The organism is Allorhizobium borbori (assembly GCF_014196535.1).
Classification (GTDB): domain Bacteria; phylum Pseudomonadota; class Alphaproteobacteria; order Rhizobiales; family Rhizobiaceae; genus Ectorhizobium; species Ectorhizobium borbori.
Map to the genome: position 1 here is coordinate 222873 of NZ_JACIDU010000004.1, position 13322 is coordinate 236194.

The following is a 13322-nucleotide window of genomic DNA, read 5'->3' on the forward strand; positions in this document are numbered from 1 at the left end:
TTTTCCCGTTCTCTAAACCTAACGCAACCAAAAAGAGTGGTATTGTAGATTGCAATTGGTGGTGTTTGCGCTATGCTTTTTATGTTGAGTATAAAGGGCGACTCTTGAGTTGCCTGCCAGCATACGGGCGAGAATTGACCATGGTTTCGAAGAAAACGGACGCCGAGACGAACAAGCAATCGGTGCGCGAAAACATCGCCTATATCCGCCAGATGCTCGGCGAACTGAGGCAGGTGGCGCGCGCCGAAGGTGCCGACATGCTCTGCTATCTCATCGAAATGGCCTATGAGGAGGCCGGCGATATCCAGTCCGGTCGTCGCGGGCTGTCAATCGGTCATGGAAAGCGAAACAAGACCCCCGGCGTGTCGCTGTAGGCGACCGGCCAGATCAAGCTCCAGAAGAATGAGATAGACCGCCTGGGCGGCAAGCCCCGTGTGTCGGATGATGTCATCGGTTTCCACCGGCGAGGCACCGAGCGAATCGATCACGCGGGCGCGGTCGCTGTCATCGGGCGGGGCGCTGCCGGGCCGCGCCGTTTCGTATTCCGGTTCCTCGGCGCGGGTGACGCTGAACAGGTCACGTCTTGTGAGCGGCGCAAGCGCGTCCAGAATATCGCCCGCTTCGGTCGTCAGAATGGCGCCGTCCTTGATGAGCCCGTTCGTGCCCTGACACCTCAGATCGAGCGGTGAGCCGGGCACGGCAAAAACGAGCCGCCCGAAATCGCCCGCCAGCCGCGCGGTGATCAGCGAGCCCGAACGTTTCGCGGCTTCGACAATGACGACGCCCAGCGCGATGCCGGCAATCAGCCGGTTGCGGCGGGGAAAATCCCGCGCGCGTGGTTCCCAGCCAAAGGGCATTTCGGAAACGGCCAGTCCATCACCGTTCCAGATTTCATCGAGCAGCCCGAAATTTTCCGGTGGGTAGGGGCGGTCGAGCCCGCCGGCCAGTGCGGCAATGGTGCCGGTTTGCAGGCTGGCCCGGTGGGCAGCCGCATCTATGCCACGGGCAAGACCGGAAACGATGGTGTAGCCGGCGCGTCCGCAATCGCGCGCCAGCATGGCGGCAAATTTCGCGCCATGGATGGAGGCATTGCGCGAGCCAACGATTCCAACGGCCGGCGGTGCGGTGACTTTCGTGTTGCCGCGAACAGCCAGAAGCGGAGGAGCGCCATCGATCTGGCGCAGCGCATCGGGGTAATCCGGTTCGCCTATGCCAACGAACCGTGCGCCGAAGCGCGTGGCGACCTCGATTTCACGCTCGGCTTCTTCCCGGCTTGCCACCCGGACCTGACGGGAGGAGCCACCCCGGCGGGACAGTTCCGGCAGCATGTCGAGTGCGGTTTCGGCGGAACCGAAATGATTGATGAGATCGCGGAAGGTGACGGGCCCGACATTGTCGGAACGAATGAGCCTCAGCCAGGCGATCCGTTGGCGGTCGGTCAGCGCTATGCCCTTGCGATGCGCGCCGACCGTTTCCATCCTACCCCTTCTGACCGATCTTGCTTTCGGTCCCGGCCAGAAGCCGCTTGATGTTATCCTTGTGCTTCACCCAGGAGATGATGGTCATGGCGGCCATCGTCATGGCAAAGGCGTGCTCGGGCAGTATCCACAATACAACCGGAATGACAAGTGTCGCAACCAGAGCGGATAGGGAGGAGTATTTCGTCAGCTTGGCGCAGCCGATCCAGATGACGGCGAAGACCAGTACGGTCCAGGGCATGACGCCCAGCAGAACGCCGATATACGTCGCCACACCCTTGCCGCCCTTGAAGCCCAGCCAGACCGGGAAGAGATGGCCGAGAAAGGCGAAGAAGCCTGCCACCAGGCCGGCCTCGAAGCCCCACACATATCGCGCGATCACCACCGCTGCCGTCGCCTTCAGGGCGTCGAGCAGCAGCGTGGCGGCGGCCAGCTTCTTGTTGCCGGTGCGCAGCACATTGGTTGCGCCGATATTGCCGGAGCCGATCTTGCGAACGTCACCCAGACCCGCAGCGCGCGTCAGGATGAGCCCGAAGGGAATGGTGCCGAGCAGATAACCGAGGACCGCCGCGAGCGCGGCAGTTCCGGCTGAAATGGTCCATGCGTCGAAAACGCCCATGGGAGGCCCTTTGGGTTAGAGGGTGAAGACCGGCTTGCCGGCGACATAGGTCGCCACCGCCCGGCCGCTGAAACGGGCATCCTCGAACGGCGTGTTCTTGGAGCGCGAGGTCAGCGCGTCGCGGGCCACGAGCCAGGGCTCATCGAGGTCAATCAGCGTAATGTCGGCCTTTGCGCCCGGCTTCAGCGTACCGGCGTCGAGGCCGAAGATCTGCGCGGGGCGGGTGGACATGGCGTCGATCAACCGCATCAGCGACACATGGCCGGCATGGTGCAGGCGAAGAGCCGCCGAAAGCAGGGTTTCGAGGCCGATCGCGCCTTCTTCCGCCTCCGGGAAGGGCAGGCGCTTGGTGTCGACATCCTGCGGATCGTGCGCGGAAACGATGATGTCGATTTCGCCCCGGTTCAGCGCCTCGACCATGGCGAAACGGTCGTCCTCAGCCCTGAGCGGCGGCGCCAGCTTGAAGAAGGTGCGATATTCGCCGATGTCGTTCTCGTTGAGCGTGAGGTTGTTGATCGATACGCCCGACGTGACCCTGGCGCCGCGTTCACGGGCAACCTTCACGGCCTCAGCCGATTCGGGCACTGAAATAAGGGCGGCGTGATATTTGCCGCCGGTCAGCGCCGCAATCCGCAGGTCCCGCTCCAGCGGAATGAGTTCGGCTTCCTTCGGAATGCCCGAAAGGCCGAGCCAGCTTGCAAACAGGCCTTCGTTCATGGCGCCGTTGCCGAGATATTTGTCGCGCGGGGCAAGCGAAATCACGGCGCCCAGTTCACGCGCGTAGCTCATGACCCGGCGCAGAACGAGCGAATCGGAAAGCGGCTTGCGGCCGTTGTCGAACGCGACAGCCCCGGCCTGCGACAGAAGACCGATCTCGGTCATCTCGACGCCGGCCAGCCCCTTGGTCAGCGCCGCTGCCGGATGCACGTTGACGATGGCCTGATCGCGCGCGGTCTTGCGCACGAATTCGACCAGCGCGATGTCATCAATGACAGGGTCGGTGTCGGGCATCATGATGAATGAGGTGACGCCGCCGGCCGCCGCCGCGCGGGCGGCGGAGGCGATGGTCTCGCGGTGTTCGGCACCGGGTTCGCCGACATGCACGCGGGCATCGACCAGGCCGGGCGTGGCCACGAGGCCCTTGCAGTCTCTGACGGTCGCGCCTTCGGGAGCGCCCTGGTTCAGCGCGGAGACCCCGGCTTCGACAATCACGCCGTCCTTGATGACGATCGAACCGGTTTCATCCAGGTTGCGGGAGGGATCGACGATCCGGACATTCTTGAGAATGGTGACGCCGCTCATGCGCGTTCTCCATTGTTCTGCGAAAGAAGAAGGGCTTCCATCACGGCCATGCGCACCGCCACGCCCATTTCCACCTGACGTTCGATAACGCTCTGCGGACCGTCCGCCACTTCCGAGGCGATTTCCACACCCCGGTTCATCGGGCCGGGATGCATGACGAGTGCGCCATCCTTGGCCGCTTTCAGCTTTTCGGCATCGAGACCGTAATAATGGAAGTATTCGCGCACCGAAGGTACGAACGAGCCGGACATGCGCTCGCGCTGGAGGCGCAGCATCATCACCACATCCGCGTCCTTCAGGCCCTCCTTCATGTCGTGATAGACCTCCACGCTCATGTCGCGGATGCCGGATGGCAGAAGCGTCGGCGGCGCGACGACACGCACCCGCGCGCCCATGGCGTTGAGCAGGATGATGTTGGAGCGGGCGACGCGCGAGTGCAGCACATCGCCGCAGATGGCAACCGTAATGCCTGACAGCGTGCCGAGCGCGCGGCGGATGGTGAGCGCATCGAGCAGCGCCTGCGTCGGGTGTTCGTGCTGGCCGTCGCCGGCATTGACGACGGAGCAGGAGACTTTCTGTGCGAGAAGGGCGGCGGCACCGCCGGAAGCGTGGCGAACCACCAGCACATCCGGGCGCATGGCGTTCAGCGTCATCGCGGTATCGATGAGCGTCTCGCCCTTCTTGACCGATGAATTGCCGACCGACATGTTCATCACGTCCGCGCCGAGGCGTTTGCCCGCGAGTTCGAAGGATGACTGCGTGCGGGTGGACGCCTCGAAGAACAGGTTGATCTGCGTGAGGCCCCTCAGCGTGGAGGTTTTCTTCTCCCGCTGCCGGCTGATCTTGACGGCTTCGTCAGCCTTGTCGAGAAGGAAGGTGATGTCCTCTTGAGTGAGGCCCTTGATGCCAAGCAGATGGCGGTGGGGAAAAAAGACCATATGACGGCCCTCCTGAGTGGTCCGCCTCTCTTAATCAGGGACGTGGACAAGGGCAAGTAATATGCTGTTAAGAGTTTGGTGCGGTCCCCTGCATTTTCGTGCTAGACGGGCTAAGACGCAGGAATGACCAATATGACCCGGACTGAAGACAAACTGGCCGATCTGAACCAGCCTCCGCTGTGGTCCGGCATCAACGCCTACCGCTCCGATCCGCTGATTGTCGACCTGACAAGCAGCCTCAACCGCAGCGTTCGCGATGAACTGGATACGCTGGGCCGCTACGTGACCTCGCATGAGGCGCAGGAACTGGCGCGCATGGCCAATGAAAGCGCACCGAAGCTGAGAACCCACGGCCCGCGCGGTGAACGTATCGACCAGGTGGAATTCCATCCTGCCTGGCATGCGCTCATGCGCCGCTCAATGGCGGCGGGCCTTCATTCCTCGGCGTGGGAAAGCAACACCGAATCGCGTGGTCGGGAGCATCTTGGCCGCGCAGCGCGCTTTTATCTCACCGCCCAGCTCGAATGCGGCCATCTGTGCCCGCTCACCATGACCAGCGCCTCCGTGGCTGCGATCATGGCGTCGAACCCGGTGCAGAAGGACTGGACGCCGCGCATCCTTGCCCGCAAATACGACAGCACCAACCGCCCGGCCCAGACCAAGAGTGCCGTGACCATCGGCATGGGCATGACGGAAAAACAGGGCGGCACGGATGTGCGCGCCAACCGCACCGCCGCCGAGCGGGTGGGCGAGGGCATCTATCGCCTGTCCGGCCACAAGTGGTTTCTCTCCGCGCCGATGAGCGATGCCTTCGTGATGCTGGCTCAGACCCGCGAGGGCATGGGCTGCTTTCTCGTGCCGCGCCTTCTCGAGGACGGCTCCTCCAACGGCCTGCATCTGCAACGCCTGAAGGACAAGCTCGGCAACCGCTCCAACGCCTCCGCCGAAGTCGAGTTTTCCGATGCTTTCGGCTATCTGCTCGGCAAGCCGGATGCCGGCATCGCCACCATTCTCGACATGGTGACGCTGACGCGCCTCGATTGCTCGCTGGCTTCCGCCGGCATCATGCGGGCCTCGCTGGCCGAGGCAGTTCATCATGCGCGCGGCCGCAGCGTGTTCGGCAAGATGCTGGTGGCGCAGCCGATCATGACCCGCGTTCTCGCCGATATGGCGCTGGACGTCGCCGCCGCCACGGTTCTTTCCTTCCGGCTGGCGTCGGCCTTTGACAAGGCCCGTATCAGCGCCGAGGATGCGGCCTACGCCCGCCTGATGACGCCGATCGTCAAATACTGGACGACCAAGATCGCACCCGCCCTCATCTATGAGGCGATGGAGGTGATCGGCGGTTCCGGCTATATCGAGGAACGCCCCATCGCTCGCCATTACCGGGAGGCGCCGGTGAACGCCATCTGGGAAGGTTCCGGCAACGTCATGGCGCTCGATGTACTGCGCGTCCTCGGGCGCGGCAAGGAACTGTTCGAAACGGTCTTTGCCGGTCTGGAGCGCGATCTCGGTTCCGCCGGGCGCAAGACTGTAGATGTGCTGCGCGCCGCCATGGCGTTGTGCGAGCGCGACGAGGGGGCTGCCCGTCTTCTGGTCGAGCAGATCGCGCTGGCCGCTGCCGCTGCCGAGCTTTATCGACTAGGGGCGGGGCGTATTGCCGATGCCTTCATCGAAACCCGTCTTGCGGGCGGATGGCGCTCGACCTACGGGATGCTCGATAGCCGCTTCGACGCCGGCTACATCGTCGATCTGCTTTACCCGCCGGCAAACTGACGCAGAGTCAGGCGCTGTCCTGAGGCAACCCGGATGAAACAGGCCCGCTTGCAGCGATGCAGGCGGGCCTTTCGTTATCCACACCTGCCGCCCGGCCGTTAACCATAGCCACGGGTTTCCGTTGCGGCAGGCGGGTTAACCGGGCATCTTGGCGTTAATGAATTGTTAACCATCATTCGACTGGACCCGGACATGCATGAAACGCTGTCGCACCGAGCGCCGTTGATCATCATGACGATGTTCTTCGCGGCGCTGGCCATGAACATCGCCGTGCCAGCCTTCGTGCTGGCGGCGATGGGTCTGATCCGTTGGATGATTCTGAGAGGCGGCGAGGGGCCGTTTCTCACTGGGAGGACCGCATGAAGTGGCTTCTTTTCCTCTGGGCCGGGCCGGTTGCGCTGCTCTTTGGCTGGTATTTCCTGTCGCTGAACGACATGAGCTTCGGCATCTTCATGCTGACCCGTGAAGCGCATGACCTGGTCTTCCGGATCTACGGCAATATTCTCGGCATCGATCCCGCGCTGTTGCCGCCAATGGTGCTGCGCGCCATTGCGGTGGACTCGCTGTTCGTTCTGGCGCTGGTGGCGTTCCGCCGTCGCCGGAAGATCGCGGCATGGTGGCGTGCACGCCACGCCGGGTCGGTTGACGAGCCGGTCGTGACCTCGCTGAACGACAACTTGCCGGTCGTTCCCGAACGCGTCCTGACGCGTTAATCCTGCCGTTGCATCGCCGTCAGGCGGTCCAGCGCGCCCTGTAGAATGAAGCTTGCGGCAGCGGAATCGATCCGCTCCTTGCGTTGGGCCCGTGAAACATCCATTTCCAGCAACGCCCGTTCGGCGGCGACGGTAGAAAGCCGCTCGTCCCAGTAGACGAAGGGAAGGTCGGTCTTTTCCGACATCGAGCGCACGAAAGCCCGCGTCGCCTGAACGCGCGGTCCCGCAGAACCATCCATGTTCATGGGCAGGCCGATCACGAAACCGGCGACCTTTTCCTTTTCCGCAAAAGCCAGCAGAAGCTCGGCATCCTTGGTGAACTTCACCCGCTTGAGAACCGGCCGCGGCGTTGCGAAACGTCGCGAAAGGTCCGACATCGCCAGCCCGATGGTCTTGGTGCCGAGGTCGAGCCCGGCAATAGCCTGACCGGGCTTCAGAAACGCGGCCAGTTCCTCTATGGTCAGCGTTGCCATCGGTGGCTCAGCGCTTGCGAACGAATTCGGTGCGCAGCACAAGGCCCTTTACCGCATCGTGCTTGCAGTCGATTTCTTCCGGATTGCCGGTGAGGCGGATCGACTTGATGACCGTGCCCTGCTTGAGCGTGGTCGAGGTGCCCTTGACCTTGAGATCCTTGATGAGCGTGACGGAATCGCCGTCTTCCAGCACGTTACCGGCGGCATCGCGCACTTCCGATGCCTTGGCGGCTTCGGCAGCCAGTTCGGAAGCCGGACGCCATTCGCCGCTCACTTCGTCGTAAACATAATCGTCGTCGGCCATGGTCAGCCTCCTTTTGCGCTCTGTGCGGTTGTCTGGCGCGTCCTATGTCATATATTCCGCGAGAATCCAAAGGGAGAGACCCATGAAAATCACCTGGCTCGGCCATTCTGCCTTCCGCATTGAGACCGCGCAGTCGAAAATCCTCATTGATCCCTTCCTGACCGGCAATCCCGGTTTTGCCGGTCTGGATCTCAAGGATGCGACTGCCGGCGTCACCCATATCCTTCTCACCCACGGCCACGGCGACCATGTGGGCGACGCCATCGCGCTGGCGAAGGAAAGCGGCGCGACGGTGCTGGCCAATGCGGATCTTGCGGCATGGATCGGCGCGAAGGGCGTCAGCCGGATCGAAATGGGCAATACCGGCGGCACGGTACACTTCGGCGATTTTACCGTGACGTTCACCAATGCGCTGCATTCCTCGGCGCAGATTACCGAAGACGGCGTGTCGCACGCGCTCGGCAATGCCAACGGCCTGATGCTGCATGTCGAGAATGGCCCCTCGGTTCTGCACATGGGCGACACCGACATCTTCTCCGACATGGGGCTCATCAACGAGTTGCACCAGCCGGATATCGGTATCGTTCCGATCGGCGATCGTTTCACCATGGGCGGTGCCGTGGCCGCACTCGCCTGCCAGCGCTATTTCAATTTCGCGACTGCCATCCCCTGCCACTACGGTTCCTTCCCGATCATCGATGCCACGCCGGAGAAGTTCGTGACCGGAATGGAAGGGGCAAAGACGAAGGTCGCCGCCCCGAAGGCAGGCGAGACGCTTTCCTTCTGATTACCGTTGCACGGCGCGGGCATGGACATTATAGCGGGTAGGAAACGTCCCATCCGGAGAATGCCATGTCCGTCGATCTCGCCACCGTGAAGCGCGTTGCGCGCCTTGCCCGCCTTGCCGTTACCGAAGAGGAGGCCGAGCGCATGACCGGCGAACTCAACGGCATTCTCGGCTTTGTCGAGCAACTCTCGGAGGTCAATGTCGAGGGTATCGAGCCCATGACCTCCGTGACCCCCATGCAGATGAAGAAGCGCGCCGATATCGTGAATGACGGTGACAAGGCAGACGATATCGTCGCCAATGCACCGTTGACCGACCGGAATTATTTCCTCGTCCCCAAGGTCGTTGAATAAACCGCCTTCGCCTTGCCCGCGCCCCTGATTTCGAAAGCCGTCCACCCATGACCGAACTGACCAGTCTCACCATTGCCGAAGCCCGCGACAAGCTGAAGGCGAAGGCATTTTCCGCCCTTGAACTGACCGAGGCCTATATCGCCGCTATCGATGACGCGAACGAGAAGATCAACGCCTATGTGGCCGTCACGCCGGAGAAGGCCCGCGAGATGGCGAAAGCCTCCGATGCCCGCATCGCTGCCGGCAAGGCGGGCGCACTGGAAGGCATTCCGGTTGGCGTCAAGGATCTCTTTGCCACCGAAGGCGTCCACACGCAGGCTTGCAGCCATGTTCTCGACGGCTTCAAGCCGAGGTATGAGTCGACCGTTACCCAGAACCTGTGGAACGATGGCGCCGTCATGCTCGGTAAGCTGAACATGGACGAATTCGCCATGGGTTCGTCCAACGAAACCTCCTATTACGGCAACGTCATCAACCCCTGGCGCGAGACCGGTTCAGATCGCGCGCTTGTTCCCGGCGGTTCCTCCGGCGGTTCGGCTGCGGCCGTTGCCGCGCATCTGTGCGCCGGCGCCACCGCCACCGATACCGGCGGCTCCATCCGTCAGCCTGCCGCTTTCACCGGTACGGTCGGTATCAAGCCGACCTATGGTCGCTGCTCGCGTTGGGGCATTGTCTCCTACGCCTCGTCGCTCGATCAGGCCGGCCCGATTGCTCGCGACGTGCGCGACGCCGCCATCCTTCTGAAGTCGATGGCCTCCGTCGATGCCAAGGACACGACCTCCGTCGATCTGCCGGTGCCGGATTACGAAGCCGCCATCGGCCAGTCGCTCAAGGGCCTGAAGATCGGTATCCCGAGGGAGTACCGCGTCGAAGGCATGCCGGAAGAAATCGAAAAGATGTGGAATCAGGGCATCGCTTGGCTGAAGGCGGCCGGTGCCGAGATCGTCGATATCTCCCTGCCGCACACCAAATACGCGTTGCCGGCCTATTACATCGTTGCCCCGGCGGAAGCCTCTTCCAACCTCGCCCGCTATGACGGCGTTCGCTACGGCCTGCGCGTTGACGGCAAGGATATTGCCGACATGTACGAGAAGACCCGCGCTGCGGGCTTCGGCATGGAAGTCAAGCGCCGCATCCTGATCGGTACCTATGTGCTGTCGGCCGGTTATTACGACGCCTATTACCTGAAGGCCCAGAAGGTGCGCACGCTCATCAAGCGCGACTTCGAAAATGTCTTCCATGACGGCGTCGATGCCGTTCTGGCGCCGATCACGCCTTCTTCCGCTTTCGCCATCGGCGATGAGGAACTGGCGGCCGATCCGGTCAAGATGTACCTGCAGGACGTGTTCACCATCACCGTCAACATGGCGGGGCTGCCGGGTCTGTCCGTGCCAGCCGGTCTGGACAGCAAGGGCCTGCCGCTCGGCCTTCAGCTCATCGGCAAGCCTTTCGAGGAAGAAACGCTGTTCAAGACGGCCTATGCCATCGAACAGGCGGCAGGCAAGTTCACGCCGGCCAAGTGGTGGTAAACCGACCTGATTGAACGAGAAACGGCGCCCATCGGGCGCCGTTTCCATTTTTCGCCTAGCGATTGTCGGGCTGGGCCCGAACCAGTTCGAGGCCACGCGAGGTGATGCGGTAGGGCTTGCCGCCGGATGAGGCGATGGCCCGCTTGCGCTTCAGCTTGCGGAAGGTGATGAGATCGAGCTGGCTGAAAATCCAGCCCTCCCGTGTATGTAGGAGAAGCCGCTCGATCTTGCGGTCTTCATTGCGGATGAGTTCGATATTGCCGCCCTGGGCGAGCAGGTGGAGAATGCGCTGTTCGGCGCTGGAGATGTCCATGGTTGTAAAGTCCGGATAGCGTCCTGAGGACGCATGAAAACGTATCCGATACCGCATTCGGCATCAGGGTCGATTTCAACAGGGCCCGGCACGCAAGCAGACTTGCGGGCAGGGCCTTTACCGGGACTCCGACAGACTGAACATCCACACTCCTTTGTGTGCACCCAAAGTATGGAGGTGCAACTGCAAGGTCAAGGCGACGTTTTGATGCACGATACGCTAACAGTAGTTATTGCTGGCAGAATCGTGATGCGGGTGTTTAAATTCGCAAACACAAGTCGGGGGTGCAATGATCACAGTCCGCAGTGCGCGACAGGATGAAGCCGCGGTTCTTGCCGAAATCGGCCTGAAGGCGTGGGAATCGGCGATGAGCACGATTGAAGACAGTTCCGTTTTACGGGATGCGGCGGAAGCGGCATTTCTGAGCTTCACCAGCCAGCACTGGCTGACGATAAGTGTCATTGAAGAGGACGGTGTCATTGCCGGCTGGGCGGCGCGGGAACGGTTGGACGAGACGGTGACCGACTTCTGGATCGACCCGCTCTGGCAAAGCCGGGGGCTTGGCACGGCGCTTCTTGCCTCTCTGGAAGCCGATATCCGCCATCAGGGCTTCGACACGGCGCGGCTGGAAACCCACGCCCGCAACGAGGCCATCGCCTTCTTCGAGAAGCACGGCTACACCATCCACTGGCTTACGGTGTCCTATTCGCCGAAACTGGACCGCGACGTCGAGACGGTCGGTCTTTCGAAGCGGCTGGACGACGGCGATGATGATGGATTGCACGGACGCCAAGCCACACTTCAGTGAGAAAGCCTGACGATTATCCTGAATGCCGCGCCAATCCACGCGGATGGCGCGAAGAGCCAGAAGAGCGCCAGCGATAAATGGAGCAGGGCGATGGCAAGAAGTTGGGAACGAAAAGGCTCCTTGCGCGTCTTGTGACGAAAGATTTGCTGGGCGAGTACCGCGCCACTGCTCCCGCCGAGAAACGCGATCCAAAGAAGCGTCGATTCGCGGATGCGCCATTCGCCACGCATGGCGGCCTGTTTGTCCAGCCAGAAAGTCAGGAAGGCGATCAGGTTAAGAGCAAGCAACAGGAAGGCAACGTGTTCGTCGGACATGCCGTTGCCTAGCACGACGCGGTTGACAAAAGCTTGCGCCATGGCGGCAATTGCTCTACCTCAGCAGAATATCCCTTTCAGTCGAGACAAGAGCATACCATGACCCTCGTTGACGTTCGCACCCCCGACCCGAAACGCTTCATTCCCGGTGCCACCGGCGATTGGGAAGTCGTGATCGGTATGGAGGTTCACGCGCAGGTCACCAGCAATTCCAAGCTGTTTTCCGGCGCGTCGACCCTGTTCGGCAATGCGCCGAATGCGAATGTGTCGCTCGTCGATGCTGCCATGCCGGGCATGCTGCCGGTCATCAACGAGGAATGCGTGAAGCAGGCTGTGCGCACGGGTCTTGGCCTGAAGGCGCAGATCAACAAGCGTTCGATCTTCGACCGCAAGAACTACTTCTATCCCGACCTGCCGCAGGGCTATCAGATCTCGCAGTTCAAGGATCCGATCGTCGGCGAGGGCACGATCATCATTTCGTTGGGTCCGGATCGTCAGGGCAATTTCGAAGATATCGAAATCGGCATCGAGCGTCTGCATCTGGAGCAGGATGCGGGCAAATCCATGCACGACCAGCACCCCACCATGTCCTTCGTGGACCTGAACCGTTCGGGCGTGGCGCTGATGGAAATCGTTTCCAAGCCGGACATGCGCTCGTCTGACGAAGCCAAGGCCTATCTGACCAAGCTGCGCTCCATCGTGCGCTATCTCGGCACCTGCGACGGCAACATGGACGAGGGCTCCATGCGCGCCGACGTCAACGTTTCCGTGCGCCGCCCGGGTGGCGAATTCGGCACGCGCTGCGAAATCAAGAATGTCAACTCGATCCGCTTCGTCGGCATGGCCATCGAATACGAGGCCCGCCGCCAGATCGCCATTCTGGAGGATGGTGGCGAGATCGATCAGGAAACCCGTCTTTACGATCCTGGCAAGGGCGAGACGCGCTCCATGCGCTCCAAGGAGGATGCGCATGATTATCGCTACTTCCCCGATCCGGACCTCTTGCCGCTCGAATTCGATGACGCGTTCATCGAAGCGTTGAAGGCCGATCTTCCGGAACTGCCGGATGACAAGAAGGCGCGTCTGGTGGATAGCCTCGGTCTGTCCGTCTACGATGCTTCGGTTCTGGTTTCGGAAAAGGCGATTGCCGACTATTTCGAGGCCGTTGCCGAGGGACGTGATGCCAAGGCGGCGGCAAACTGGGTCATCAACGACCTCATGGGCGCTCTGAACAAGGCCGGAAAAGCCATTGAAGAGACTCCGGTTTCGCCCGCCCAGCTCGGTGGCATCATCGACCTCATCAAGGATGGCACCATCTCCGGCAAGATTGCCAAGGATCTGTTCGAGATCGTCTGGAACGAAGGCGGCGATCCGGCTGAACTCGTCGAAAGTCGCGGCATGAAGCAGGTGACGGACACCGGCGCCATCGAGAAGGCCGTGGACGACATCATCGCCGCAAACCCGGATCAGGTCGCCAAGGTCAAGGCCAAGCCGACACTCGCCGGCTGGTTCGTCGGTCAGGTGATGAAGGCCACCGGCGGCAAGGCCAATCCGCAGGCCGTTCAGGCGCTGGTCAAGGTCAAGCTCGGCATTGAGGAAGAGTGAGGGACAAGCG

Annotated in this window: 17 protein-coding genes; 9 read left to right on the plus strand and 8 right to left on the minus strand. The window is 61.8% G+C overall.

Translation table 11 applies throughout. The features are described from left to right. Positions 1-140 precede the first annotated feature (140 nt). Entirely contained in the window at positions 141-374 is a 234-nt protein-coding gene (locus tag GGQ66_RS06825; protein WP_183790788.1) for a hypothetical protein, read from the plus strand. Here GGQ66_RS06825 and dprA read toward each other — a convergent pair. From dprA to GGQ66_RS06845, 4 genes are read right to left on the minus strand one after another with little or no spacing between them, the layout of a single operon-like run. Then, complete coding sequence (gene dprA, locus GGQ66_RS06830; protein WP_183790790.1) at positions 327-1478, minus strand: DNA-processing protein DprA; 1152 nt, start codon at positions 1476-1478, stop codon at positions 327-329. The two genes, GGQ66_RS06825 and dprA, sit on opposite strands and share 48 nt — an antisense overlap. A gap of 1 nt (position 1479) precedes the next feature. Beyond that, on the minus strand, positions 1480-2097 hold the full coding sequence (gene plsY / locus GGQ66_RS06835) for a glycerol-3-phosphate 1-O-acyltransferase PlsY (RefSeq protein ID WP_183790792.1): 618 nt from the start codon (positions 2095-2097) through the stop codon (positions 1480-1482). Between the two features lie 15 nt (positions 2098-2112). Continuing rightward, positions 2113-3399, minus strand: coding sequence for a dihydroorotase (locus tag GGQ66_RS06840; protein WP_183790794.1), 1287 nt, complete (start codon positions 3397-3399; stop codon positions 2113-2115). Next, positions 3396-4337, minus strand: coding sequence for an aspartate carbamoyltransferase catalytic subunit (locus GGQ66_RS06845; protein WP_183790796.1), 942 nt, complete (start codon positions 4335-4337; stop codon positions 3396-3398). Before GGQ66_RS06845 ends, GGQ66_RS06840 begins: the two co-directional genes overlap by 4 nt. Before the next feature lie 123 nt (positions 4338-4460). Here GGQ66_RS06845 and GGQ66_RS06850 point away from each other — a divergent pair, with 123 nt between their 5' ends. The 3 genes from GGQ66_RS06850 to GGQ66_RS06860 all read left to right on the plus strand — a co-directional run bounded on the left by GGQ66_RS06850 (position 4461) and on the right by GGQ66_RS06860 (position 6826). Further along, complete coding sequence (locus GGQ66_RS06850) at positions 4461-6113, plus strand: acyl-CoA dehydrogenase family protein (RefSeq protein WP_183790798.1); 1653 nt, start codon at positions 4461-4463, stop codon at positions 6111-6113. 192 nt (positions 6114-6305) lie between these two features. Further along, a complete protein-coding gene (locus GGQ66_RS06855) occupies positions 6306-6476 on the plus strand; it encodes a hypothetical protein (RefSeq protein WP_183790993.1) in 171 nt (56 codons plus the stop codon). After that, positions 6473-6826: a DUF6105 family protein gene (locus GGQ66_RS06860; RefSeq protein WP_237358808.1), complete on the plus strand. Its 354-nt coding sequence runs from the start codon at positions 6473-6475 to the stop codon at positions 6824-6826. Before GGQ66_RS06855 ends, GGQ66_RS06860 begins: the two co-directional genes overlap by 4 nt. On the opposite strand, the gene ruvX is transcribed toward GGQ66_RS06860, so the two are convergent. Beyond that, positions 6823-7299 (minus strand): Holliday junction resolvase RuvX, encoded by a 477-nt coding sequence (gene ruvX, locus GGQ66_RS06865; RefSeq protein WP_183790800.1) that lies wholly within the window; start codon positions 7297-7299, stop codon positions 6823-6825. The two genes, GGQ66_RS06860 and ruvX, sit on opposite strands and share 4 nt — an antisense overlap. A gap of 7 nt (positions 7300-7306) precedes the next feature. Beyond that, entirely contained in the window at positions 7307-7603 is a 297-nt protein-coding gene (locus GGQ66_RS06870) for an alkylphosphonate utilization protein (protein WP_370686305.1), read from the minus strand. An 82-nt stretch (positions 7604-7685) separates the two neighbouring features. Between GGQ66_RS06870 and GGQ66_RS06875 the strand changes: the two genes are divergently transcribed. From GGQ66_RS06875 to gatA, 3 genes are all read left to right on the plus strand, one after another. Then, the gene (locus GGQ66_RS06875) at positions 7686-8390 is read left to right on the plus strand and encodes a metal-dependent hydrolase (RefSeq protein WP_183790802.1); all 705 of its coding nucleotides are present in this window, start codon (positions 7686-7688) and stop codon (positions 8388-8390) included. Positions 8391-8455: 65 nt separating this feature from the next. After that, the gene (gatC, locus tag GGQ66_RS06880) at positions 8456-8743 is read left to right on the plus strand and encodes an Asp-tRNA(Asn)/Glu-tRNA(Gln) amidotransferase subunit GatC (RefSeq protein ID WP_183790804.1); all 288 of its coding nucleotides are present in this window, start codon (positions 8456-8458) and stop codon (positions 8741-8743) included. 47 nt (positions 8744-8790) lie between these two features. Continuing rightward, positions 8791-10272 (plus strand): Asp-tRNA(Asn)/Glu-tRNA(Gln) amidotransferase subunit GatA, encoded by a 1482-nt coding sequence (gene gatA / locus GGQ66_RS06885; protein WP_183790806.1) that lies wholly within the window; start codon positions 8791-8793, stop codon positions 10270-10272. Between the two features lie 55 nt (positions 10273-10327). Here the strand turns inward: gatA and GGQ66_RS06890 are convergent, their stop codons facing one another. Continuing rightward, on the minus strand, positions 10328-10585 hold the full coding sequence (locus tag GGQ66_RS06890) for a YjhX family toxin (protein ID WP_183790808.1): 258 nt from the start codon (positions 10583-10585) through the stop codon (positions 10328-10330). A gap of 289 nt (positions 10586-10874) precedes the next feature. Here GGQ66_RS06890 and GGQ66_RS06895 point away from each other — a divergent pair, with 289 nt between their 5' ends. Then, the gene (locus tag GGQ66_RS06895) at positions 10875-11393 is read left to right on the plus strand and encodes a GNAT family N-acetyltransferase (protein WP_183790810.1); all 519 of its coding nucleotides are present in this window, start codon (positions 10875-10877) and stop codon (positions 11391-11393) included. Here GGQ66_RS06895 and GGQ66_RS06900 read toward each other — a convergent pair. Further along, positions 11387-11707, minus strand: a complete 321-nt coding sequence (locus tag GGQ66_RS06900) for a DUF1294 domain-containing protein (protein ID WP_183790983.1) — start codon at positions 11705-11707, stop codon at positions 11387-11389. The genes GGQ66_RS06895 and GGQ66_RS06900 overlap by 7 nt on opposite strands. Before the next feature lie 99 nt (positions 11708-11806). Here GGQ66_RS06900 and gatB point away from each other — a divergent pair, with 99 nt between their 5' ends. Beyond that, positions 11807-13312 carry an Asp-tRNA(Asn)/Glu-tRNA(Gln) amidotransferase subunit GatB gene (gene gatB / locus GGQ66_RS06905; RefSeq protein WP_183790812.1) on the plus strand — a complete coding sequence of 502 codons (1506 nt, stop codon included), beginning with the start codon at positions 11807-11809 and terminating at the stop codon, positions 13310-13312. The last annotated feature ends 10 nt before the right edge of the window (positions 13313-13322 follow it).